This window comes from Pseudomonas sp. PA-5-4B (assembly GCF_021606215.1).
GTDB lineage: Bacteria > Pseudomonadota > Gammaproteobacteria > Pseudomonadales > Pseudomonadaceae > Aquipseudomonas > Aquipseudomonas edaphica.
On sequence record NZ_WKDB01000027.1, the window covers coordinates 55,437 to 79,804 of the forward strand.

23 protein-coding genes and 1 other RNA gene are annotated in these 24,368 nt (G+C 57.9%); 10 read left to right on the forward strand and 14 right to left on the reverse strand.

Going from position 1 to position 24,368, the window contains the following annotated elements:
- Positions 1 to 23 precede the first annotated feature (23 nt).
- The 7 genes from greA to grpE form a co-directional block, all read right to left on the reverse strand.
- Entirely contained in the window at positions 24 to 500 is a 477-nt protein-coding gene (gene greA, locus GIW28_RS15335) for a transcription elongation factor GreA (RefSeq protein WP_017139258.1), read from the reverse strand.
- Complete coding sequence (gene carB / locus GIW28_RS15340; protein WP_017139259.1) at positions 497 to 3,718, reverse strand: carbamoyl-phosphate synthase large subunit; 3,222 nt, start codon at positions 3,716 to 3,718, stop codon at positions 497 to 499. The genes greA and carB overlap by 4 nt, the downstream gene beginning before the upstream one ends.
- Before the next feature lie 105 nt (positions 3,719 to 3,823).
- Positions 3,824 to 4,960: a glutamine-hydrolyzing carbamoyl-phosphate synthase small subunit gene (gene carA / locus GIW28_RS15345; protein ID WP_017139260.1), complete on the reverse strand. Its 1,137-nt coding sequence runs from the start codon at positions 4,958 to 4,960 to the stop codon at positions 3,824 to 3,826.
- Between the two features lie 258 nt (positions 4,961 to 5,218).
- Positions 5,219 to 6,025, reverse strand: coding sequence for a 4-hydroxy-tetrahydrodipicolinate reductase (dapB, locus tag GIW28_RS15350; RefSeq protein WP_170038173.1), 807 nt, complete (start codon positions 6,023 to 6,025; stop codon positions 5,219 to 5,221).
- Positions 6,026 to 6,035: 10 nt separating this feature from the next.
- Entirely contained in the window at positions 6,036 to 7,160 is a 1,125-nt protein-coding gene (gene dnaJ, locus GIW28_RS15355; protein WP_017139262.1) for a molecular chaperone DnaJ, read from the reverse strand.
- Between the two features lie 318 nt (positions 7,161 to 7,478).
- Complete coding sequence (dnaK, locus tag GIW28_RS15360) at positions 7,479 to 9,395, reverse strand: molecular chaperone DnaK (RefSeq protein ID WP_017139263.1); 1,917 nt, start codon at positions 9,393 to 9,395, stop codon at positions 7,479 to 7,481.
- 102 nt (positions 9,396 to 9,497) lie between these two features.
- Positions 9,498 to 10,058: a nucleotide exchange factor GrpE gene (gene grpE / locus GIW28_RS15365; protein WP_017139264.1), complete on the reverse strand. Its 561-nt coding sequence runs from the start codon at positions 10,056 to 10,058 to the stop codon at positions 9,498 to 9,500.
- A 254-nt stretch (positions 10,059 to 10,312) separates the two neighbouring features.
- Here grpE and recN point away from each other — a divergent pair, with 254 nt between their 5' ends.
- Complete coding sequence (gene recN, locus GIW28_RS15370; RefSeq protein ID WP_017139265.1) at positions 10,313 to 11,986, forward strand: DNA repair protein RecN; 1,674 nt, start codon at positions 10,313 to 10,315, stop codon at positions 11,984 to 11,986.
- Between the two features lie 98 nt (positions 11,987 to 12,084).
- Here the strand turns inward: recN and fur are convergent, their stop codons facing one another.
- On the reverse strand, positions 12,085 to 12,489 hold the full coding sequence (fur, locus tag GIW28_RS15375; RefSeq protein WP_017139266.1) for a ferric iron uptake transcriptional regulator: 405 nt from the start codon (positions 12,487 to 12,489) through the stop codon (positions 12,085 to 12,087).
- A 98-nt stretch (positions 12,490 to 12,587) separates the two neighbouring features.
- Between fur and GIW28_RS15380 the strand changes: the two genes are divergently transcribed.
- Entirely contained in the window at positions 12,588 to 13,115 is a 528-nt protein-coding gene (locus GIW28_RS15380; protein ID WP_017139267.1) for an outer membrane protein assembly factor BamE, read from the forward strand.
- A gap of 63 nt (positions 13,116 to 13,178) precedes the next feature.
- Here GIW28_RS15380 and GIW28_RS15385 read toward each other — a convergent pair whose 3' ends face one another.
- Positions 13,179 to 13,499 (reverse strand): RnfH family protein, encoded by a 321-nt coding sequence (locus tag GIW28_RS15385; RefSeq protein WP_236445760.1) that lies wholly within the window; start codon positions 13,497 to 13,499, stop codon positions 13,179 to 13,181.
- Positions 13,492 to 13,926, reverse strand: a complete 435-nt coding sequence (locus GIW28_RS15390; protein WP_005791512.1) for a type II toxin-antitoxin system RatA family toxin — start codon at positions 13,924 to 13,926, stop codon at positions 13,492 to 13,494. The genes GIW28_RS15385 and GIW28_RS15390 overlap by 8 nt, the downstream gene beginning before the upstream one ends.
- Before the next feature lie 167 nt (positions 13,927 to 14,093).
- On the opposite strand from GIW28_RS15390, the gene smpB reads away from it, so the two are divergent.
- Positions 14,094 to 14,576 carry an SsrA-binding protein SmpB gene (gene smpB / locus GIW28_RS15395; protein ID WP_003176160.1) on the forward strand — a complete coding sequence of 161 codons (483 nt, stop codon included), beginning with the start codon at positions 14,094 to 14,096 and terminating at the stop codon, positions 14,574 to 14,576.
- Between the two features lie 27 nt (positions 14,577 to 14,603).
- Here smpB and GIW28_RS15400 read toward each other — a convergent pair whose 3' ends face one another.
- Positions 14,604 to 15,371: a GntR family transcriptional regulator gene (locus GIW28_RS15400; protein WP_017139269.1), complete on the reverse strand. Its 768-nt coding sequence runs from the start codon at positions 15,369 to 15,371 to the stop codon at positions 14,604 to 14,606.
- Between the two features lie 252 nt (positions 15,372 to 15,623).
- On the opposite strand from GIW28_RS15400, the gene GIW28_RS15405 reads away from it, so the two are divergent.
- The 5 genes from GIW28_RS15405 to GIW28_RS15425 all read left to right on the forward strand — a co-directional run bounded on the left by GIW28_RS15405 (position 15,624) and on the right by GIW28_RS15425 (position 21,758).
- The gene (locus tag GIW28_RS15405; RefSeq protein WP_017139270.1) at positions 15,624 to 17,318 is read left to right on the forward strand and encodes a lactate permease LctP family transporter; all 1,695 of its coding nucleotides are present in this window, start codon (positions 15,624 to 15,626) and stop codon (positions 17,316 to 17,318) included.
- A 70-nt stretch (positions 17,319 to 17,388) separates the two neighbouring features.
- The gene (locus GIW28_RS15410) at positions 17,389 to 20,211 is read left to right on the forward strand and encodes an FAD-binding and (Fe-S)-binding domain-containing protein (RefSeq protein ID WP_236445762.1); all 2,823 of its coding nucleotides are present in this window, start codon (positions 17,389 to 17,391) and stop codon (positions 20,209 to 20,211) included.
- A gap of 125 nt (positions 20,212 to 20,336) precedes the next feature.
- Entirely contained in the window at positions 20,337 to 20,615 is a 279-nt protein-coding gene (locus tag GIW28_RS15415; RefSeq protein WP_170038165.1) for a hypothetical protein, read from the forward strand.
- 104 nt (positions 20,616 to 20,719) lie between these two features.
- Positions 20,720 to 21,116, forward strand: a transfer-messenger RNA (tmRNA) gene (ssrA, locus tag GIW28_RS15420).
- A gap of 381 nt (positions 21,117 to 21,497) precedes the next feature.
- Positions 21,498 to 21,758, forward strand: coding sequence for a DUF6124 family protein (locus tag GIW28_RS15425; RefSeq protein ID WP_017139284.1), 261 nt, complete (start codon positions 21,498 to 21,500; stop codon positions 21,756 to 21,758).
- Between the two features lie 257 nt (positions 21,759 to 22,015).
- Here the strand turns inward: GIW28_RS15425 and GIW28_RS15430 are convergent, their stop codons facing one another.
- Both GIW28_RS15430 and GIW28_RS15435 read right to left on the reverse strand, forming a co-directional pair.
- Positions 22,016 to 22,456 (reverse strand): Lrp/AsnC family transcriptional regulator, encoded by a 441-nt coding sequence (locus GIW28_RS15430; protein ID WP_176991788.1) that lies wholly within the window; start codon positions 22,454 to 22,456, stop codon positions 22,016 to 22,018.
- A 40-nt stretch (positions 22,457 to 22,496) separates the two neighbouring features.
- Positions 22,497 to 22,652 carry a hypothetical protein gene (locus GIW28_RS15435; protein WP_158235110.1) on the reverse strand — a complete coding sequence of 52 codons (156 nt, stop codon included), beginning with the start codon at positions 22,650 to 22,652 and terminating at the stop codon, positions 22,497 to 22,499.
- 72 nt (positions 22,653 to 22,724) lie between these two features.
- On the opposite strand from GIW28_RS15435, the gene GIW28_RS15440 reads away from it, so the two are divergent.
- Entirely contained in the window at positions 22,725 to 23,072 is a 348-nt protein-coding gene (locus GIW28_RS15440) for an ASCH domain-containing protein (RefSeq protein WP_329606439.1), read from the forward strand.
- Positions 23,073 to 23,225: 153 nt separating this feature from the next.
- Here GIW28_RS15440 and GIW28_RS15445 read toward each other — a convergent pair whose 3' ends face one another.
- Positions 23,226 to 23,855 (reverse strand): LysE/ArgO family amino acid transporter, encoded by a 630-nt coding sequence (locus GIW28_RS15445; protein WP_017139287.1) that lies wholly within the window; start codon positions 23,853 to 23,855, stop codon positions 23,226 to 23,228.
- Positions 23,856 to 24,153: 298 nt separating this feature from the next.
- Between GIW28_RS15445 and GIW28_RS15450 the strand changes: the two genes are divergently transcribed.
- A partial coding sequence (locus tag GIW28_RS15450) for a hypothetical protein (protein WP_236490401.1) occupies positions 24,154 to 24,368 on the forward strand: 215 nt, incomplete at its 3' end.

The window sequence follows — 24,368 nt, forward strand, 5'->3', positions numbered from 1 at the left end:
CCGCACGAAGCGGGCGCCGCCTTTCAGACGTGACGAACTTCAACAATCTCGTACTCGGTAACGCCACCTGGCGTCTTAACGGTCACCACATCACCCTCTTCCTTGGCAATCAAGGCGCGGGCCAGTGGCGAACCGACGGAGATCTTGCCGAGTTTGAAGTCAGCCTCGTCCTCACCGACGATGTGGTAAACCACGCTTTCGTCCGTTTCGACGTTGGCGATTTCCACGGTGGTGCCGAAAATCACCTTGCCGGTTTTAGGAATGGTCGTTACGTCGATCACCACCGAGTTCTGCAGGCGGCCTTCGATATCACGGATCCGCGCCTCAACCATACCCTGCTGCTCTCGAGCAGCGTGGTATTCGGCGTTTTCCTTCAAGTCACCCAGCTCGCGGGCCGTACCGATGTCCTGGCTCAGCTTTGGACGGACGACCTTGGTCAGATGGGCGTGCTCCTCTTCCAGGGCCTTGAAGCCCTGGACGGTCATTGGGTATTTGGTCATGCCTTCAATCCTGCGTGTAGATCCTGCAAGCGACGCACGGTCTTTTCCGGACCGAACTTGAGCGCTTCGCAGATGGCTTCGCCAGCAGCAATGGTGGTGGTGCAGTAGATCTTGTGCTGCAAGGCATTACGACGAATGGAATAGGAGTCCGCGATCGACTGGCGACCTTCGGTGGTGTTGATGATCAGCGTGACTTCGTCATTCTTGATCATGTCGACCACGTGCGGACGGCCTTCCGTCACCTTGTTCACGCGACGTACTTTCAGGCCGGCAGCTTCGATCAGCTTGGCGGTCCCGGCAGTTGCCACGACTTCAAAGCCCAAGTTGATCAGATCACGGGCCACGCCTGCAACCAGTGGTTTGTCATCATCACGCACGCTGATAAACGCAGTACCGCCGGTCGGCAGCACTTCGCTGGCGCCCATCTGGGCCTTGGCGAATGCTTCACCGAAAGTGTCACCCACACCCATCACTTCACCGGTGGACTTCATCTCTGGGCCCAGGATCGGGTCCACACCAGGGAATTTGGCGAATGGGAACACCGCCTCTTTCACGCTGTAGAAGTTAGGAATGATTTCCTTGGTGAAGCCGATTTCCTTCAGGGTCTTACCCGCCATCACGCGGGCAGCGATCATGGCCAGGGACACACCGATGCACTTGGAAACAAATGGCACGGTACGCGAAGCACGCGGGTTCACTTCGATGACGTAGATGTCTTCGCCTTGCAGCGCCAACTGAACGTTCATCAGGCCGACCACGCCCAGTTCCAAGGCCATTTTCTTGACCTGTTCGCGCATCTCGTCCTGGATGTGCGCTGGCAGCGAGTACGGCGGCAGCGAGCAAGCGGAGTCACCGGAGTGAACGCCAGCCTGTTCGATGTGCTGCATGATCGCGCCGATGACTACGTCGGTACCGTCGCACACCGCATCCACGTCCATTTCGATGGCGCAGTTGAGGAAGTGGTCCAGCAGCACCGGGCTGTCGTTCGACACTTTCACCGCATCACGCAGGTAGCGCTTGAGTTCTTCTTCTTCGTAGACGATTTCCATCGCCCGGCCGCCCAATACGTAGGACGGACGCACCACCAGCGGGTAGCCAATCTTGCTGGCGGCGCGGATGGCTTCGTCTTCGCTGCGCACGGTGGCGTTTGGCGGCTGACGCAGGTTCAGGCGCTCGACCATTTGCTGGAAGCGCTCACGGTCTTCGGCACGGTCGATGGCGTCAGGGCTGGTGCCGATGATCGGCACGCCGGCCGCTTCCAGGGCACGCGCCAGCTTCAGCGGGGTTTGGCCGCCGTACTGCACGATCACGCCTTTCGGCTTCTCGACGCGGCAGATTTCCAGCACGTCTTCCAGGGTTACCGGCTCAAAGTACAGACGGTCGGAAGTGTCGTAGTCAGTCGAAACAGTTTCCGGGTTGCAGTTGACCATGATGGTCTCGTACCCGTCTTCGCGCAGCGCGAGGGCGGCGTGTACGCAGCAGTAGTCGAACTCGATACCCTGGCCAATACGGTTCGGACCGCCGCCCAGGATAATGATCTTGTCGCGGCCCGACGGCGCGGCCTCGCACTCTTCCTCGTAAGTGGAGTACAGGTACGCGGTGTCGGTGGCGAACTCGGCCGCGCAGGTATCAACGCGCTTGTAGACCGGGAAGATTTCCAGCTTGTGGCGGTGGGTGCGCAGGTTCTTCTCGGTCACACCCAGCAGCTTGGCCAGACGCTGATCGGAGAAACCTTTGCGCTTGAGGCGGAACATCAGGTCGCGGTCGATAGAGGACAGACCGAGGGTCTTGACCTTCTCTTCTTCCTTGATCAGATCTTCGATCTGCACCAGGAACCACGGATCGATCATGTTCATGCCGAAGATCTGTTCGACGGTCATACCCGCGCGGAAAGCATCGGCCACGTACCAGATACGCTCGGCGCCCGGCACGGTCAGCTCGCGCTTGAGCACGCTCATGCTTTCCGGGTTGCTCAGGTCGAGCTTTTCATCCAGGCCGCAAACACCCACTTCCAGGCCGCGCAGGGCTTTCTGCAGGGATTCCTGGAAGGTCCGGCCGATGGCCATTACTTCGCCAACCGACTTCATCTGAGTGGTCAGGCGTGCGTCGGCCTTGGCGAACTTCTCGAAGGCAAAGCGCGGCAGCTTGGTCACGACGTAGTCGATGGACGGCTCGAAAGACGCCGGCGTAGCGCCGCCCGTGATTTCGTTTTGCAGCTCGTCCAAGGTGTAACCGATCGCCAACTTGGCGGCGATGCGCGCAATCGGGAAGCCGGTCGCTTTCGATGCCAGTGCCGAAGAGCGCGACACACGCGGGTTCATCTCGATCACGACCATGCGGCCAGTGTCCGGGCAGATACCGAACTGAACGTTGGAACCGCCGGTTTCAACGCCGATCTCACGCAGTACCGCCAACGAGGCGTTACGCATGATCTGGTATTCCTTGTCCGTCAGGGTCTGCGCCGGAGCAACGGTGATCGAGTCGCCGGTGTGCACGCCCATCGGGTCGAAGTTTTCGATGGAGCAGACGATGATGCAGTTGTCCTTTTTGTCGCGGACAACCTCCATCTCGTACTCTTTCCAGCCGATCAGGGATTCGTCGATCAGCAGCTCTTTGGTCGGCGACAGGTCCAGGCCACGGGCGCAGATTTCTTCGAACTCTTCACGGTTGTAAGCAATACCGCCACCGGTGCCGCCCATGGTGAAGGACGGACGAATGATGCACGGGAAGCCCAGCTTTTCGAGAACCGCGTTGGCCTCTTCCATGCTGTGGGCAATACCGGAGCGCGGGCAGTCAAGGCCGATGGACTTCATGGCCTTGTCGAAACGCGAACGGTCTTCAGCCTTGTCGATGGTGTCGGCGTTGGCGCCAATCATCTCTACGCCGAACTTCTCCAGAACGCCTTCGCGCTCCAGGTCCAGGGCGCAGTTGAGTGCGGTCTGGCCACCCATGGTCGGCAGCAGCGCGTCGGGACGCTCTTTCTCGATGATCTTGGCAACGGTCTGCCACTTGATCGGTTCGATGTAAGTGGCGTCGGCCATGTCCGGGTCGGTCATGATGGTGGCCGGGTTGGAGTTCACCAGGATGACGCGGTAACCCTCTTCGCGCAGGGCCTTACAAGCCTGGGCGCCGGAGTAGTCGAATTCGCAAGCCTGGCCGATCACGATCGGGCCAGCGCCGAGAATCAGGATGCTTTTTATGTCTGTACGTTTTGGCATGGGTTTGTCACTCAAATCCGCAGGTCAGTCGGCAAGCCGTCTTGAACAATCGTTGAAGAGCCTGCGGGGGCCACCGAGGTACGGGGCCGCCCGCAGGCCTCTCAGTCAGCGTCGCTTGGCCATCTCATTGATGAAACGGTCGAACAGCGGCGCTACGTCGTTCGGGCCAGGGCTGGCTTCAGGGTGGCCCTGGAAGCTGAACGCGCTCTTGTCGGTGCGCTCGATGCCTTGCAAGGAGCCGTCGAACAGCGACTTGTGAATGGCGCGAACGTTGCTCGGCAAGGTTGCTTCATCCACCGCAAAACCGTGGTTCTGGCTGGTGATCATCACAACGCCGGTGTCCAGGTCTTGTACCGGGTGGTTGGCACCGTGGTGGCCGTGGCCCATTTTCAGGGTCTTGGCGCCGGACGCCAGGGCCAGCAGTTGGTGACCGAGGCAGATGCCGAATACCGGAATCTCGGTTTCCAGCACGTCCTTGATTGCCTGGATGGCGTAGTCGCACGGCTCAGGGTCACCCGGGCCGTTGGACAGGAACACGCCGTCCGGTTGCAGGGCCAGCACGTCGCTCGCAGGGGTTTGCGCCGGCACCACGGTCACGCGGCAGCCGCGCTCAACCAGCATGCGCAGGATGTTGTACTTCACGCCGTAGTCGTAGGCCACAACGTGGTATGGCAGCTCGCTGGCGTCGATGGTCGCGTGACTGTCGGTCTTCAAGTCCCAGACAGTGGAGCGCCACTCGTACTTCTCTTTGACGCTGACAACTTTCGCCAGGTCCATGCCCTTCAGGCCAGGGAAGCCTTGGGCAGCGGCAATCGCCGCCTCTTCGGAGATATTGTCACCGACCATGATGCAGCCGTTCTGCGAGCCTTTTTCACGCAGGATGCGTGTAAGGCGACGCGTATCGATACCGGCGATCGCCACAACATTGTTGGCTTTCAAGTAATCGGACAGCGACATCGTGTTACGCCAGTTGCTCGCAACCAGTGGCAGATCACGAATGACCAGACCGGCCGACCAGACACGATCAGACTCGACGTCTTCCGGTGTAGTACCGGTGTTGCCGATGTGCGGATAGGTCAGGGTAACGATTTGCTGGGCGTAGGAAGGATCGGTAAGGATTTCCTGATAGCCGGTCATGGCAGTGTTAAACACTACCTCTCCAACGGTTTGACCGTCGGCTCCAATGGCTTCGCCGCGAAAAATGCTGCCATCAGCAAGGGCGAGTATGGCTGGCTTAGTCAAGAAGACCTCCCGTAAATAAAGCCTGAAAGGGCGATCGCAGGTTGTAAAAAAGCGGAGTGACGTATGGACACGTCACCCCGCTTCTTCACTGAATTATTCTGCGCGCTTTTAGTGGACACACTAAAGCTGTAGCTTACAGAAAAAGGCTTTTTTGGTCCACCGCTAATGAGCCTTAAAGGCAGGGGAATGCGACAGGACGTCGCCTAGCGGGTAAAAACGGGGCCTAAGCATAAGCTTGAGGCCCGGTTTTGGCTACTCTTAGTGCAGATCCAGCACGTCGCGCATGTCATACAGACCAGGCTCACGACCTTCCAGCCAGAGCGCCGCACGCACCGCACCCTTGGCAAATGTCATGCGGCTGGAGGCTTTGTGCGTGATCTCCAGGCGCTCGCCTTCACTTGCAAACAGCACGGTGTGATCACCCACCACATCACCACCGCGCACAGTGGCAAAGCCGATGGTGTCATGGGCACGCGCACCGGTATGGCCTTCACGCCCGTAAACAGCGACTTTAGACAGGTCGCGCCCCAGGGCATCGGCAATCGCCTCACCCATGCGCAGCGCAGTACCCGACGGTGCATCGATCTTGTGGCGATGGTGGGTCTCGATGATCTCGATATCCGCCTCATCACCCAACACGCGCGCGGCCAGGTCCAGCAACTTGAGCGACAGGTTCACGCCGACGCTGAAGTTGGCGGCGAAGACGATCGGAATATCCTTGCCCGCCTCCACCAGCAACTGCTTCTGCTCGGCATTCAAGCCTGTGGTGCCGATGACCATGGCCTTGCCCGTCTTGCGGCAGAACGCCAGGTTTTTCAGCATCACTTCCGGCAAGGTGAAGTCGATCAGCACATCAAACTCGTCAGCCACCTGCTCCAGGTTGCCCGACAACGAAACGCCGATGCGACCCAGCGAAGCCAGCTCACCGGCGTCCGCACCGATCAGCGTGCTGCCAGGGCGAACAATCGCCGCCGTCAGCCCGGAGGCCGGCGAGCGCTGCTGCACCGCCTCGACCAAGGTCTTGCCCATGCGCCCAGCAGCGCCCATTACGGCTATACGTCGCATATTCACGTCCTTACAAGTCGCCGAAGAAGCGCTTAACGCCATCGAAGAAGCCGGTGGTTTTCGGCGAATGGGAGTCATCGCCTTCCAACGAGCTGCGGAACTCTTCAAGCAGTTCGCGTTGACGGCGACCCAGATTGACCGGCGTTTCCACCGCCACACGGCACATCAAGTCGCCAGCACCGCCACCGCGCACCGGCGCAACGCCTTTGCCACGGATACGGAACTGCTTGCCGGTCTGGGTGCCTTCCGGGATCTTGAGCTTGACCCGACCATCAAGGGTTGGAATTTCCAGCTCGCCGCCCAATGCCGCGTCGACAAAGCTGATCGGCACCTCGCAGAACAGGTGTTTGCCATCACGCTGGAAGATCGAGTGCTCACGCACATTGATCACCACGTACAGGTCGCCCGTCGGGCCACCTTGAGTGCCCGCCTCGCCTTCGCCAGACAGGCGAATACGGTCACCGGTATCAACACCCGCCGGCACTTTCACCGAAAGGGTCTTGTACTCTTCGACACGACCTTCGCCGTGGCAGGAGTCGCACGGATCGGAAATGATCTTGCCCTGGCCATGGCAGCGCGGGCAGGTCTGCTGCACCGAGAAGAAGCCCTGCTGCATGCGCACCTGGCCAATACCGCCACAGGTCGGACAGGTAATCGGCGAGGACCCCTTCTTGGCCCCCGAACCGTCGCACGGCTTGCAATTGACCAGTGTCGGCACACGGATATTGACCGTGGTACCGCGCACAGCCTCTTCCAGGTTCAGCTCCAGCGTGTAACGCAAGTCACTGCCACGCTGGGCACCGCCGCGCTGACCGCCACGGCCGCCACCAAAGAAGTCGCTGAACACGTCGCCGAAAATATCGGAGAAGTTCTGACCACCAAAACCGGCACCGCCGCCACCCATACTCGGGTCGACACCGGCATGGCCATACTGGTCGTAGGCCGCGCGTTTACTGGAATCAGACAAGCATTCGTAGGCCTCATTGGCCTCTTTGAACATCTCTTCGGATTCTTTGCTATCCGGATTACGGTCCGGGTGGTGCTTCATCGCCAGGCGACGGTAAGCCTTTTTCAGGTCCGCCTCGCTGGAGCCGCGCTCCACACCCAACACTTCGTAATAGTCACGCTTTGCCATAAGTCTTTGCACTCTTAAGGACGTTCAGCCCGGCCCTCCTGAGCCTTGCCGAACTCGTTGAGCCCCAATACAGGCCCGGACCCAACTCACGTCAATTCAACGATCCTGGTCATAACTACTTTTTAGCCAGGGACCCGGCCAAAAATGCGGTATTTACTGCTCGGAAAGCAGGAGCATTCCCGATCACACCGCCAGCACCCGAACCTTGTCGCATGCTGTAAAAATTCACATACCCCAGACACGCCAACGCGGGAGCAAGCTCCCGCGCGGCGACATCCTACCAGTCACCGCTTGATAGCGGTCAACCGGGCAACCAACTTACTTCTGCTCTTTGACTTCTTCGAACTCGGCATCGACAACATCATCGTGCTTGGCTTCAGGCTCTGCGTGCTGTGCAGCGCCTTCTGCCGGCTGGCCTTGCTCGGCGTACATTTTCTGGGCAACCGGTGCGGAGACTTTCGACAGCTCCTCAACCTTGGCTTCGATGGCAGCCTTGTCGTCGCCTTTAATGGCGGTTTCCAGGGCAACCACAGCTGCTTCGATCGCGGTCTTCTCTTCGGCGGTCACTTTGTCGCCTGCTTCGGAGACCATTTTACGCGTCGAGTGAACCAGGGCATCGCCTTGGTTACGTGCACCGGCCAGCTCAGCAAACTTGGCATCCGCATCAGCGTTGGCTTCAGCATCACGAATCATCTGTTGAATTTCTTCATCAGACAGACCGGAGTTGGCCTTGATGGTGATCTTCTGCTCTTTGCCGGTCGCCTTGTCTTTGGCACCTACGTGCAGGATACCGTTGGCATCGATGTCGAAGGTCACTTCAATTTGCGGCACGCCGCGTGGTGCTGGTGGAATCTCAGCCAGGTCGAACTTGCCCAGGGACTTGTTCTGAGCGGCTTGCTTACGCTCACCTTGCAACACGTGAATGGTCACAGCGCCCTGGTTGTCGTCGGCAGTCGAGAACACTTGCGATTTCTTGGTAGGAATCGTGGTGTTTTTCTCGATCAGCGCGGTCATCACGCCCCCCATGGTTTCGATACCCAGGGTCAGCGGGCTGACGTCCAACAGCAGAACGTCTTTCACGTCGCCGGCCAATACCGCACCCTGGATCGCAGCACCCATGGCAACCGCTTCGTCCGGGTTCACGTCTTTACGTGCTTCTTTACCGAAGAACTCAGTGACCAGCTTCTGAACCAGTGGCATACGGGTCTGACCGCCAACCAGGATCACGTCGTTGATCGAGCCAACATCGATACCGGAGTCTTTCAGCGCAATGCGGCAAGGCTCGATGGTGCGTTGTACCAGGTCTTCAACCAGCGCTTCGAGCTTGGAACGGGAGATTTTCACGTTCAAGTGCTTAGGACCAGTGGCGTCTGCAGTGATGTACGGCAGGTTCACGTCGGTCGACTGAGCCGAAGACAGCTCGATCTTGGCTTTTTCAGCGGCTTCTTTCAGGCGCTGCATCGCCAGCGGGTCACCCTTAAGGTTCATGCCGCTTTCTTTCTTGAATTCGTCAACGAGGTAGTCGATCAGACGAATGTCAAAGTCTTCACCACCCAGGAAGGTGTCGCCGTTGGTGGCCAACACTTCGAACTGGTGCTCGCCATCAACTTCAGCAATCTCGATGACGGAGACGTCGAAAGTACCACCACCCAGGTCATAAACGATCACGGTGTGGTCGCCCTTGGCCTTGTCCATACCGTAGGCCAGAGCGGCTGCGGTAGGTTCGTTGATGATACGTTTTACGTCCAGGCCAGCGATGCGGCCGGCGTCTTTGGTCGCCTGACGCTGGCTGTCGTTGAAGTAGGCCGGAACGGTGATCACCGCTTCAGTCACGGCTTCACCGAGGTAGTCTTCGGCGGTTTTCTTCATCTTTTTCAAGATTTCAGCCGAGATTTGCGGCGGCGACATTTTCTGGCCGTTTACTTCAACCCAGGCGTCACCGTTGTCAGCCTTGGCGATTTTGTAAGGGACCATCTTGATGTCTTTCTGTACGACTTCTTCGTCGAACTTACGACCGATCAGACGCTTAACCGCGTACAGGGTGTTGTGCGGGTTGGTCACAGCCTGACGCTTGGCCGACTGACCTACGAGGATTTCACCGTCGTTGGCGTAAGCAATGATCGACGGCGTGGTACGCGCGCCTTCGGCGTTTTCGATAACTTTAGCAACGCCGTTTTCCAGCACGGAGACGCAGGAGTTGGTAGTCCCCAGGTCGATACCGATAATTTTGCCCATGATTTACTCTCCCGAAACTTTAATTAGGTTGCCGCAGCAGTGGTGGCTAACTGCGGTAGCACTTAAACGCTTGACTTATAGATGGGGCCGTTACGACTGATTTCAAGCCTGCTCATCAATAGAAGGTGCAACGGGTGCAGGAGCCTTGCTCACCACTACCATCGCCGGGCGCAGCAAGCGACCGTTGAGCTGATAACCCTTCTGGAACACTTTCAGTACACTGTTGGGCTCCAGGTCATGGCTTTCCTGCATGGCCATGGCTTGGTGATGCTCAGCATTGAACGGCTCACCGCCTTGCGGATCGATGGCTTCCAACTGATAACGCTTCAGGGTGTCCTGGAACATTTTCAGGGTCAGCTCGATCCCTTCGCGCATCGGACGGATGTTTTCGTCATCCGGGTTGGACAACTCAAGGCCACGCTCCAGGCTGTCGATAATCGGCAGCAGGTCGTTGGCGAATTTTTCCAGCGCGAATTTGTGAGCTTTCTCGACATCCTGCTCGGCACGGCGGCGGACGTTCTGCAGATCGGCGGCAACACGCAAAGATTGATCCTGCGCAGCGGCCAATTGCTCTTCGAGCACTTGCACACGAGTTGCCAGTTCATCACCGGCAGCCGAATTGGCGTCTGGAGTTTGCGTATCCTGCGTCTGTTCGTCAGCCATAGATTTCTCCTTTCAAAATCATGCGCGAACTCAACTCGCGCTTCTGTTCCGGTATATGGGGCCACAATTTTCAGGTTCAAGGGCGCAGGCGTTACCAAAAGTCTTTCGCTTGCTCTGGATCAATTCCGGCAGCGTCATTGCGCTTTGCGCTAAAAAATCCGCGCACTCAAGCAAATTGAGCTAAGCACCAGGATTGCCAGCCCTGAATAAAACACTGTATAAATAACCAGACCTAAAGCCTGGGAGCGGCCGTCATGCTGGTGCACCTGTCCGTACATAACTACGCCATCGTTGAACACCTGGATCTCGAACTGGATCGCGGGATGAGCGTAATCACAGGCGAAACCGGCGCCGGCAAATCGATCATGCTCGACGCCCTGGGCCTGACCCTGGGCGACCGCGCCGACAGTGGCGTGGTACGCCCCGGCGCAGACAAGGCCGACATTCTGGCCACGTTCGACCTGGCCGATATTCCCGAAGCCGAGGCCTGGCTGGCTGAGCGCGACCTTAATAATGAAGGCCCGTGCATCCTGCGCCGCGTCATTACGGCGGAAGGTCGTTCACGCGGCTACATCAATGGCACGCCCTGCCCGCTTGGCGATTTAAAGGCACTGGGCGAGTTGCTGATCGATATCCACAGCCAGCACGAACACCAATCCTTGCTGAAAACCGACACTCATCGCCGCCTGCTCGACGAATACGCCGGCGCCACCGACCTGGCGCGCCAGGTGCAGCTTGCCGCCCAGCGCTGGAGGCAAACCCGCCAGGAGCTGGAGCGACTTTCCAATTCCGGCGACGAACAACGCGCTCGCCATCAACTGCTCAGCTATCAGCTTGAAGAGCTGGAGAGCCTGGGCCTTGGCGAAACCGAGCTGGAGCAACTTGAGCAGGAACACAAAAACCTGACCAACGCCGAAACCCTGCTGGGTATCTGCCGGCAAGTGGTGGAGCAATGCAGCGAAAGTGATTCGGGCAATGTACTGAACGCACTGACCGCCAGCCTCAATCGCCTATCGAGCGTGAACAGCGGGTCGGGCTCCTTGAGCGAAGCCACCACCCTGCTGACCAGTGCGCAGATCCAGGTAGAAGAAGCCGTTGGGGAACTGAATCGCTTCCTGGACCACTTCGACGCCGACCCCGCGCGCCTGCAAGAAATCGAAGAGCGTCTGGACACTATCTATACCCTGGCGCGCAAACACCGCATCCAGCCGACCGAAGTGGCGACGATGCAGCAAAAGCTGCTGGATGAGATCGAAACCCTCAACGCCAATGATGAATCCATTGAACGGCTGGGCGATGAACTCGCCTCCTTCGCCCGCCATTACCAGGAAAAGGCCCGCGAGCTCAGCGACCTGCGCCAGCAAGCCGCTACCAGCCTGGCCAGTGCCGTGGAGCAGGAAATTCAACGCCTGGGCATGCCTGGCGGGCGCTTCACCATTGAGCTGCACGCCAACACCAGCAACGAGCTGCAACCCCATGGCCTGGAACAGGTGGAGCTGCTGGTGAGCGCCAACCCTGGCCAGCCGCTCAAGGCACTGGCGAAAGTGGCGTCCGGCGGTGAGCTGTCGCGGATCAGCCTGGCGATTCAGGTCATTACCGCCCAGACCTCGCGGGTACCCACGCTGGTATTCGACGAAGTGGACGTGGGGATTGGCGGGCCGACGGCGGAGATTGTCGGCCAACTGCTGCGCCGCCTTGGGGAGCGTGGCCAGGTGCTCACCGTGACTCACTTGCCGCAAGTGGCCGCCCAAGGGCATCAGCATTTATTTGTACACAAAGTGCGCGGCAGCGATGCGACGCATACGGCCGTGTCCAAGCTGAACAAATCGGAGCGGGTAGAAGAAGTGGCGCGGATGTTGGGCGGCATCGACCTGACGAAAGAGTCCCTGGCCCACGCGAAGAAGATGGTAGTGGCAGCCAAGGCTTGAACCGAGCTTTTTTCGCTCTATTTTCTCTCTTATAGAAAGCACGAAGGCGACCCTAGGGTCGCCTTCTATCGTTTCACAGAGCAAATCTGTGTCGATTTTTACTTTTTCTTACGGATGTACAGGACCAGATTATGGTCCACCAAATCGAATCCATGCTGCTCAGCGATCTGGTGCTGGAGCTTCTCGATTTCCGGGCTGGTGAACTCGATAACCTCATTGGTATCCAGGTCAACCATGTGATCGTGATGACCACCGTCAGCCAATTCGAACACTGCATGACCGCCGTCGAAATTATGACGAACCACCAGCCCTGCGGCTTCAAACTGGGTCAGCACACGGTAAACCGTGGCCAGGCCAACGTCCTCGTTAGACTCCATCAGCGCCTTGTAAACATCCTCGGCACTCATGTGGCGCTGCTCAGCAGAATCGAGCATTTGTAGAATCTTGACTCGTGGCAGAGTCACTTTAAGACCGGCTTTGCGTAGTTCGCTATTTTCAACCATGGTTAGCTTTCTCGCGGATGCTGCTTCGCAGCTTCTCTTAATACGGGTATGATCGGCGTTTACGTTGTCCCAGCCAAGATAGTGGAAGTCGCCCACCGATGCAAAACACCAAGCTCTTGCTAACCAGTTTCACCCTTGTGGGACTGCTCGCACTCGCCGGTTGTTCATTCCCCGGGGTTTACAAAATCGACATCCAGCAGGGCAATGTCGTCACGCAGGACATGATAGACCAGTTACGCCCGGGAATGACCCGACGGCAAGTACGGTTTATTATGGGCAACCCCCTGCTGACCGACACTTTTCATGCCGATCGCTGGGATTATCTCTACAGCATCCAGCCAGGTGGCGGTGAGCGCCAGCAGGAGCGCGTCAGTGTCATCTTCAATGGCAATGACCAGCTTGTGAGCCTGTCCGGTGACTTCATGCCCGGCGTAAGCCGTGATGAAGCCTTGCTCGGCAAGGACAACGGCACCAATGTGACTGCGCCAGCGCAGGAAGCAGAGAAGCCTAAGTCCGAAGTACCGGCCAAGCCTGGCTCCTTGCTGGATCAGATCCAGAAGGACGTCGACGGCGTGCAGACCGTTCCTGTCCCGACGCCACAGCCTCTGGACACCAGCCCGCAGTAATTTTGCGGCGCTCGATAAAAAGCCCGGCATGCCGGGCTTTTTGTTGCCTGCCGATTGGCAGCCTTATGGGTTCTGCTGCCGCGCCAAGGCCGCCTTGGCCGCCTTGGCCGCCTTGGCCGCACGCAGCCTGCGCACTTCCTTGGGGTCTGCCAGCAAGGGCCGATAAATCTCAATTCGATCACCTGGCTGCGCAACACGCACGTGCGCATCGGCGACCACTTTGCCGAATATGCCCAGTTGGCAATCCGCCAATACCAAGCCTGGAAATTGCTCAGCAATCCCCGACGCCAGCACCGCAGCCCTCAGGCTGGTGCCCGCAGGCACCGTCACCGCCAGCAAGACCTGGCGGTCCTCAGCGGCGTACACCACTTCAATCTCAACCATGCAGTTGTTTGGCCCGCTGACAGAATGCATCCACCAGGGTGTTGGCCGCCTGGTTGAACAAAGGCCCCAAGGTCGCCCGCACAATCGGGCCGGCGTAATCAAAGGACAGGTCCAGGCTGATCTTGCAGGCCTTGTCGGTCAGCGCCTTGAATACCCATACCCCATGCAACTGGGTGAACGGCCCTTCCTGCAGGTTCATCTCAATGGATTTGCCCGGCACCAGCACATTGCGCGTAACAAAATGCTGGCTAAGCCCACCCTTGGCTACCCCGACACTGGCGACCATATGCTCATCACTGCTTTCCAGCACTTCGGCGGTTGAGCACCAAGGCAGGAATTCCGGGTAACGCGCTACGTCATTGACCAGGTCATAGAGCGCCTGAGCCGGATAAGGCAATAAAGCCGAACGTTGAATATGCGTCGTCATGTGAGCGTTACTTCCACTGCTTGAGGCAAACATCGCGAAAGAACAGCCCGATCCGCGAGAGAAAAAAACCAGAGAACTGCCGGTATTGTCCGGGATTCGTCCAACACGCTCAAGCACGCAGGTTGACCGTAGCCGACACGCTCGCAACTCCCTATAATGCCGCCCCTATGGCTAAACAAAAGAAACACCCCACAGGGACCATCGCGCAAAATAAAAAGGCGCGACACGATTACTTCATCGAACATCGGTTCGAGGCTGGTCTGGTCCTGGCCGGCTGGGAAGTAAAAAGTCTGCGCGCCAGCAAGCTGCAACTGGTCGACAGCTACGTATTGCTCAAAGATGGCGAGGCATGGCTGCTGGGCAGTCATATCACCCCGCTGACCACCGCGAGCACCCACGTGATTGCCGACCCGGTGCGCACGCGCAAGCTGTTGCTCAACGCCCGCGAATTGGAAAAGCTCGCTGCCGCCGTACAGCAGAAAGGCTATGCCTGTATCTGCCTGTCCTGGTACTGGAGCAAGCACCTGGTCAAGTGCGAGATCGCGCTGGGCAAGGGCAAGAAGGAATACGACAAGCGCGATACCGAGCGTGAGCGCGACTCCAACCGTGAGTTGCATCGCGCCGTGCGCAACAAGGGCAAGGAAGAGTAATCCTTGTGACGGTGTAGCCCACGCGGGCTACATCCCTTTACGTCGCTCCGCCCGGGCCACGCGCTGAACTTCCTGACGCACCTCCTCCAACACTTCCTGCACATAGAGCAGGTGACGTGTTGAGACTTCCCGCGCCTGCTCGGCGCGCCCTTCGATAATCGCCAAATACAAATCCCGATGCTGACTGATGAGCATGTCGCGGGTTTCTGTACGCTGCTGGTACATGCCGCCGATATTGGTCACCACGTTACGCTTGAGCAAATCGAACAGCCCACGAATGGTGTGCAGCAACACGGCGTTATGGCTGGCCTCAGCGATGGCCAGGTGAAAGCGCGCATCCGCTGCGCCCTCTTCCAGCCGGCTAACTTCATCGGCGCGGGTGTAGCAATCCTGCAGCGCCTCAAACGCTGCGGTCAGCCGCTCGCGGTCGACCTCAGTAGCACGCAATGCGGCGTAGTAAGCACAGGACGCTTCCAGGGTCTGACGAAACTCCAGCAAATCCCGCTGAGCCTCCGGGTTATTTTCCAGCAGGTGCAGCAACGGATCACTGAAGGTCGAGCCCAGAGAATCCGCCACATAGTTACCGCCGCCCTGACGGCTGACCAACAACCCCTTGGCCGCGAGTTTCTGGATCGCCTCCCGCAGCGAAGGGCGCGACACGCCAAACTGTTCAGCCAAAGCGCGTTCGGCTGGCAAGCGTTCGCCCGACTTGAGCGTGCCCTCAAGGATCATGCCCTCAAGCTGCTCGACAATATCGTCAGACAAACGGCGCTGACGCACCTGATCAAACCCCATAACTCACTCTCCACAAACCCGACCACTCGCCAGGCCCTCTATTCTCGCCTATCGCCGCGTTTGCGGCACCTATCAGAACGCCTTCGATTCACCCAACCAGAACACCTCACCCACACCGCTACGACCAAAGTTTCGTGGGCGGCAAATTGACACACCCCTGCCAAGGCTTTTACTCTAGCCAACAGCGACTGTAAATTGGTATTACCAATTATCCAAGCTGACCAAACAACAACAATCAGGGGCCACCCCATCATGCAAACCTGGCAACAGCTCTACAGCCCACTCGGCAGCCTTGGCCTGTCCGCACTGGCCGCCGTTATCCCGATCGTATTTTTCTTCCTGGCACTGGCCGTGTTCCGCCTAAAAGGCCACGTGGCAGGCAGTATCACCCTGGCGCTGTCGATCCTGGTGGCGATTTTCGCGTTCCAGATGCCGGTAGACATGGCGCTGGCCGCCGCCGGTTACGGGTTTGCCTACGGCCTGTGGCCCATCGCCTGGATCATCGTCGCTGCCGTATTCCTCTACAAACTGACGGTCAAGAGTGGGCAGTTTGAAATCATCCGCAGCTCGGTCCTGTCGATTACCGATGACCAGCGCTTGCAGGTGCTGTTGATTGGCTTCTGCTTTGGCGCCTTCCTTGAAGGCGCAGCCGGTTTTGGTGCCCCTGTGGCAATTACTGCCGCACTGCTTGTGGGCCTGGGTTTCAACCCGCTGTACGCCGCCGGCCTGTGCCTGATCGCCAACACCGCGCCGGTGGCGTTCGGCGCGCTGGGCATCCCGATCATCGTCGCCGGGCAAGTCACCGGTATCGATTCGTTCAAGATCGGCGCCATGGCCGGCCGCCAGTTGCCATTACTGTCGTTGTTCGTGCCGTTCTGGCTGGTGTTCATGATGGACGGCCTGCGCGGCGTTCGCGAAACCTGGCCAGCCGCACTGGTAGCGGGCCTGAGCTTTGCCGTCACCCAATACTTCACCTCCAACTTCATTGGCCCGGAACTGCCGGACATCACCTCGGCCCTGGCCAGCCTGGTAGCGCTGACGCTGTTCCTGAAAGTCTGGCAGCCCAAACGCAGCGCCGGCGCACAGATTGCCGGCGCCACCTCCGCCGCAGCGGTCACCGCCAGCGCAGGTGGCTTCGGTCAACCACGCCAAACCGTCGCCTCGCCTTACAGCCTGGGGCAGATTTTCAAAGCCTGGTCGCCGTTCCTGATCCTCACCGTGCTGGTCACTATCTGGACGCTCAAGCCGTTCAAAGCGATGTTCGCCGCCGGCGGTTCGATGTACAGCTGGGTGTTCAACTTCGCGATCCCGCACCTGGATCAACTGGTGATCAAGGTTGCCCCGATCGTCACCAACCCCACGGCGATTCCGGCCGTGTTCAAGCTGGACCCGATTTCAGCCACCGGCACCGCGATTTTCTTCTCTGCACTGATTTCGATGCTGGTGTTGAAAATCAACCTTAAAACTGGTCTTACCACTTTAAAAGAGACCTTCTACGAACTGCGCTGGCCGATCCTGTCCATTGGCATGGTGTTGGCGTTTGCCTTCGTCACCAACTACTCCGGCATGTCCTCGACCATGGCCCTGGTATTGGCCGGCACCGGCGCTGCCTTCCCGTTCTTCTCGCCGTTCCTCGGCTGGCTGGGGGTTTTCCTGACAGGCTCCGACACTTCGTCCAACGCCCTGTTCAGCTCGCTGCAAGCCACCACGGCGCATCAGATCGGCGTCAACGACACCTTGCTGGTAGCAGCCAATACCAGCGGCGGCGTGACCGGCAAGATGATCTCGCCACAATCAATCGCGGTGGCCTGCGCCGCCACCGGCCTGGTGGGCAAAGAGTCCGACCTGTTCCGCTTTACCCTCAAGCACAGCCTGTTTTTTGCCACCATCGTCGGGCTGATCACGCTGGCGCAGGCCTACTGGTTCACCGGTATGCTGGTGCACTAAAACCTGCGCGTAACAGGGTAAGAATCGACGCCGGACAACGATGCCGGCGTCAGCTATTTCTGGAGGACCGATGAGCCTGCCTGCTGCTTTCCTGAGCGACGTCGCACAACTGATCCCGAAAGATCGTCGCTTCGACGACCCTCTTTCCACCCTCGCCTTCGGCACTGACGCCAGCTTTTACCGACTGATCCCACAGCTGGTGGTTCGCGTGGAGTCAGAAGACGAAGTCGTGGCGCTGCTGCACCTTGCCCAGCGCGACCGCGTACCCGTGACCTTCCGCGCAGCCGGCACCAGCTTGTCCGGTCAGGCCATCAGCGACTCGGTGCTGATCGTGCTGGGCGACAATTGGAATGGCCGCGAAATTCGTGGCCAAGGCACGCAGATCCGCCTGCAACCCGGCGTGATCGGCGCCCAGGCCAATGCGTGGTTGGCGCCGTTCGGGCGCAAGATCGGCCCCGACCCGGCCTCGATCAACGCCTGCAAGATCGGTGGCATCGTCGCCAACAATGCCAGCGGCATGTGCTGTGGCACCGCGCAAAACACGTATCACACCCTGGCCGGCATCCGCCTGGTACTGGCCGACGGCAGCCGCCTGGATACCGAAGACGCGGCCAGTGTCAGCGCCTTTCGCCAACAGCATGGCGAGCTGCTGGAGCGCCTGGCCACGCTGGGCCGGGAGACGCGGGCAAATGCCGAACTGGCTGCAAAAATCCGCCACAAATACCGTCTGAAAAACACCACCGGCCTGTCACTCAACGCCTTGGTGGATTTCGCTGAACCCCTGGATATCCTCAGCCATCTGCTGGTGGGCTCCGAAGGCACCCTCGGTTTTATCAGCGCAGTGACCTACGACACGGTGATCGACCACCCGAACAAGGCCTCGGCGCTGATTGTGTTCCCGGACGTGGAAACCTGCTGCAATGCCGTGACGGTGCTCAAAACCCAACCCGTCTCCGCCGTTGAGTTGCTGGACCGGCGCAGCATGCGCTCGGTGCAGGACAAGCCCGGCATGCCGGCTTTCGTACAGCAGCTATCGGAAAACGCCTGCGCGCTGCTGATCGAATCCCGTGCCGCATCACCTTCATTACTCCAGGAACAACTGGCGCTGATCATGGCGTCCCTGGCCGCCTTCCCGGTAGAAAAACAGGTCGACTTCACCCAGGACCCACTGGAAAACGCCCGCCTGTGGGCCATCCGCAAAGACACCTTCCCAGCCGTCGGCGCCGTGCGTAAAACCGGCACCACGGTGATCATCGAAGACGTGACCTTCCCGGTCGAGCAACTGGCCATCGGCGTAAATCGCTTGATCGAGCTGTTCGACAAACATCACTACGACGAAGCAATCCTTTTCGGACACGCACTGGAAGGCAATCTTCACTTTGTCTTCACTCAAGGCTTCAACAGCGCGGAAGAAGTCGCACGCTACCAGGCGTTCATGGACGATGTGGCGCAGTTGGTAGCCGTGGAGTTCGGTGGCTCGCTGAAAGCCGAACACGGCACCGGCCGTAATATGGCGCCTTTCGTCGAGCTGGAATGGGGCAGCGATGCCTACCAGTTGATGTGGCAGCTTAAACGCCTGCTCGACCCCAACGGCATCCTTAACCCCGACGTGGTGCTGAGCGAAGACCCGCAAATCCACCTTAAGCACCTTAAGCCGCTGCCTGCAGCCGACGAGCTTGTGGATAAGTGCATCGAGTGTGGTTTTTGTGAGCCAGTGTGTCCTTCCAAAGGCCTGACGCTCAGCCCGCGCCAGCGCATCGTGATCTGGCGCGATATCCAGGCAAAGAGACGCGCAGGCGTCGACACCACCGAACTGGAAGCGGCCTACCATTACCAAGGCATCGACACCTGCGCCGCCACCGGGTTGTGTGCGCAACGCTGCCCGGTCGGCATCAATACCGGCGACCTGGTGAAAAAGCTGCGTGCTCGCGACGCCGACCGTACGAAAACCGCCGACTGGCTGGCCGGCCATTTCGCCACTGCCATGCAAGGTGCGCGCTTTACCCTGCATGTCGCCAATGGCGCGCGCATGCTGCTGGGCGCGCCTCGCCTGGCGAAGCTCTCGGCAAAAATCACACAGCTGTCCAAGGGGCAGATCCCGCAGTGGAGCAATGCCATGCCACAGCCGGAAAAAGCCATCCGCTTCAGCCCGGCAGTTGAAGACGAGCGCCCGCGCGTGGTTTACCTGGCCGCCTGCGTCTCACGCGCCATGGGCCCATCAGCCGACGATAAAGAGCAGATGTCGCTGTACGACAAAACCCGCGGCCTGCTGGAAAAAGCCGGTTACCAAGTCGTGTTTCCCGACAACCAGGACAGCCTGTGCTGCGGCCAGCCATTTGCCTCCAAAGGCTACGCCGAACAAGCCGAGCACAAGCGCCAGGAGCTGATCGGCGCCCTGCTCCACGCCAGCCGTGGCGGCCTCGACCCGATCTACTGCGACACCAGCCCCTGCACCCTGCGGCTAGTGCAAGACCTCGGCGAAACCCGCCTGGACCTCTACGACCCGGTGCGTTTTATCCGCACCCACCTGATGGACCGCCTCGACTTCACGCCACAGCAAGCCCCCATCGCCGTGCACGTCACCTGCAGCACCCAGCACCTGGGCGAAAGCCAGGCCTTGATCGACCTTGCGCGGCGCTGCGCCACCACCGTGGTGATCCCGGAAGGCATTCACTGCTGTGGCTTCGCTGGCGACAAAGGCTTCACCACCCCGGAACTCAACGCCCACTCACTGCGCTCGCTCAAGGACGCGGTGCAACATTGCAGCGAAGGCATTTCCACCAGCCGCACCTGCGAGATCGGCCTGAGCCAGCATGGCGGTATCGATTACCACGGCCTGGTCTACCTCGTAGACCGCGTCACCCAGGCCCGCGCCCATGAAACCTGCAAATAAAACAGAACCCCTGCGTGCCGGCGCAGTCACTTGAATAGGCCTCGGCGAACGAGGCTCATCCGTGACCTCGCTGGCTGCCCCGCCTCGGCGCAGCATCGAGCCTTATTTGCTCAAGGAGATACCCCATGAAGCGTACTGCTCTTGCTGGCGTGTTCATCACCGCCGCAATGTTGGCCTCGCCTGTTTTTGCTGCCGGCGAGCCGGACCTGTGCAAAATCAACCTGGACAAAATCAACAACGGCCAAGCCCTGCTCGCCACCGACACCAGTGGCAAAAAGGGCGAAATAGACACCGCCGTGTCCCAGGCCAAAGCCGCGCACGCCGCTGGCGATGACAAAAAATGCATCGAGATCACCTCCAAGGCCCTGCAAGATCTGCAGAACAGCGAGAAAGGTGGCCAATAAGCGCTGCTGATACGCAGGGCCAACCTTCGGGTTGGCCTTCCGTGACGGTTTGGCGTACACTGCACAGGCTTGTCACTCACTAAGAAACAACGAGTTACAAGCACGGGGCCGTTTAGGATTCGACGCCGGTCGCGAAACTTTAGGTGCATGCCGAGTTGGTAACAGAACTCGTAAATCCACTGTTGCAACTTCTTATAGTTGCCAATGACGAAAACTACGGCCAGGAATTCGCTCTCGCTGCGTAAGCAGCCTTAGCCCTGAGCTTCTGGTACCTTCGGGTCCAGCAATCACCAGGGGATGTCTGTAAACCCAAAGTGATTGTCATATAGAACAGAATCGCCGTGCAGTACGTTGTGGACGAAGCGGCTAAAACTTACACAACTCGCCCAAAGCACCCTGCCCTTCGGGTCGCTGAGGGTTAACTTAATAGAAACGGCTACGCATGTAGTACCGACAGCGGAGTACTGGCGGACGGGGGTTCAAATCCCCCCGGCTCCACCAATTCGAAGCATCGACAAAACCCGCCTAGTGCGGGTTTTGTTGTTTCTGGAGGCTGGAAAGCCCAGCCGGCGGGCCTTCGGATTTTTCCTTCAAGATGTCGCGCCGTTGGTGAACTGGCGCAGCACCCACCACAACGCTAACGTTCCCCCGTCGCTGCTCATCAGCGACCGGCTTTGACAGGCCGAAAAGTGTAACCTTTCACACCCCATGATTTAACGGCATGCTTCACGCATCCCGTCTCGTTCATGGCGGCTGTGCGTGGGGCATCTTCGGGTGCGCCGGGTTCCTACACTTCCGGCCTGTCAACCCGCGTACAGCTGCCACCCAATCCTGTTTGACAGCAGGGGGCGGCAGCTCCTTAAACAGTGTGGGAGCTTCATCATGAAAAAAATCACCCCAAATCCCCCAGCGAACCTTTTCACGGTCGCTCAAGACATCGACCCAGAAACCCTCTTGATTCAAGCCAGCGAAACCCTGGCCTCGCTGAACGCTATCACCACTGACCTAGCCTTCGAACTCGAAGGCGAAAACCGTCAAAAGCTTTTGGGCAGCCAACAATTAATCGTGCTGGGTGAGTTATTGATCGAGCGGGTGCTGTCCGTACTGCACCCCACGACCGCCACATCACCTTCCCCGCAGTAGTAAAAATCAAAAGGCCGATTTGCTACGCAGCAACTCGGCCTTAAGAACCTTCAATCCTCGGCGCACCTTGGTTCAAAACAAGCAGGCTATCGGCGGCCGTTGACCCGCGGGGCAGAGCTCGAGGTATGGACTGCACATGGCTGACGGCCAGTCATTCTCCTGCCACCACATAAACATCGCACCCGACTAAGGATCTGGCGGCACTGGCCTGGCACTCATCTTGGCATGCAGGAGGGTCCCCCCTTTGTAACCAGCTTCTATCTGTCGACGAGGACCAGTTTCCTTCTCTCGATTGGTACCGATAAAACGATGCTGGTGCGCGTTTCGCCATAATTATTAATCTTCGCGATAACGTTCTCAATGTCTGCCATCGACTTGGCATAGATTCTAATAAGGTAAGAGTCATTACCCGTAACGTGCAGGCATTCAACGACCTCTGGGATGTCGTTGAGCGTCGCGATCAACTTGGATTTTGATGGTTTGAAGGTCGTCATGCCGACAACGGCTGATATGCCAAACCCCAGCTTCGCTGGATCAACCTGAGCACAATAGCCAGAAATGATTCCCCCATCCTCGAGCTTTCGCAGACGGTCAGTTGTGGCAGGAATGGAAAGGCCCGCGTGCTTTGACAATTCGGTAATGGAAATGCGCCCCAAATCTTGCACCACGCTCAAGATTTTGATGTCTATACGATCCATGAAGGTCTTCCGTGAAAAAAGGTGAAAATTTTAATGAAGCTCATACAATTTCCATTAAAAAATAATCCATCAAAAAAGTAGTAAGTGCTAGCCTATTTTCAGCCCATGAAAACTCTACAAAAAAAAACAAACGACGAACTGCTTCACTTTTGAAGCGCTGCCCAACAGAGTGAAGATTACCGAGCTTCTGCCGCATAAGTGGAATCCTGTCGAAGCGACTATTTTCCAAGCGTCTAATTTTTAGGAGAAAGCCATAAAGGCTTTATCAATTGTACGGCCCAGTGGCGGCCGAATCGCTTCTGGCGAGAAAATCCTCGAAGTCCGTCGTTGGCTTCCAGACTTAGATCCTTGCGAGGATCTCCTGATTGTGGAAAACGAGCGATTTCTCCATAACGATGGGGACGAAGACGATAACGGTATTGCCGTGGCAATTGTGCGCGTGAAAGCCGTGCGTCCCTTCATCCTCGCTGATATGCAAGCGGCCTGTGCAAGCTATTTTGAGGATGGCTGGCTCGCATGGGAGTTGAGTGAGATAAGGCCAGTCACACCCCCTGTGACCATCCGTGCGGCACGGGGTATCTACGAGGTAGATTTCCTTCTCCCAGACAAACGCTGAACATTGAGCAAGATGTGTTGGGCAGACGCTTACTTTTAGCAGTGCAACCGTATCAGACATCTATCTCGCGATAGGACGTTTGAAAGCCTATATCGAGTTAAAAATGCAGCCCCTAACGCTTTAATAGGGGCCGCTGCACGCTCCCTGTGGCCCTTATGCAGCAGCGGCAAGCATGACACCGGTGACCACTTGATACGCACCAAGGACGGTGATGGTCGATCCGGAAAAGTAGTTAATCAATTTGAGTTTTGACTTGGATATTCTGGTTTTGAATGCGGAGGAAAAACCGCTTAATCCAAGCCACCAAACCGCGGAACCTAGAAATATACCGGTCACCATTGGCCACACTGAAGGCTGGCCTTGGTCGCCGACCATGCCATCGCTCATTGACGCGAATATGGCGATGAACGACAAGATGGTCATCGGGTTCGATAAGGTCAAAAGCAATGTCGTCGAATAGGCTTTCATCATGCCGGCCCGTTCGCCCGACAAGGCGGTTGCAGGCTCCTTTGACTTTATCGTCTGGTAGCCGATGTACGCCAGAAAAAGCCCGCCGAAAATGCACAGCCAGGGTTTGAACATAATCAGTGTTGTGATAATCGCGGTGATCCCTAACGCGCCTATAAAGCCATACATTGCGTCGGCGGTTGCTGCCCCTAACCCTGTTGCAAAACCTGACCTCCAGCCTCGCATAAGGCTGCGCTGTATACATAAAAGGCCTATTGGGCCGACGGGGGCTGCTATGCACAGTCCGATAATCATCGACTTCATAAAGATCAACATAAATCCCCCTCCGTAATTGAGTTTATAGATTAGATGCTGAACGCGCGCAGATGAATTAAATATTCAACTATTTTTGACAAGTTTATATATATTTTTAAGGCATAAATAAAAAACAACCTTACTTATTAAGGAAAGCAAAAAAACCCTTCACATAGCGAAATCATTCACTCATCGGGTCAATTGACGCCCCTCTGCTTCAGCAATAGACCTGCTGAACGCCACTCGACGAGAGCGTCAAAAAAGAGGTTCCGAGTCGATCCGTCTATTCTTGGAGCGCCCCCAGCAGAATGAACACTGCTTGATTTCACCCCTTCTTTGTGGCGAGAATTTTCGCCAAATGAAACATCCAATTTTAGTAAACCACCATACCTACAGCTCAACGGCATTTACGCCGAAGCCCTTCAACAAAAAAGACGTCCACGGACGTCTTTTTTTGTACCTGAAATTCGCCCCCAATCACCCCCGCGCCGGATCTCTACGCACCACCAACATCCCCACAAAAACCACCCCCAC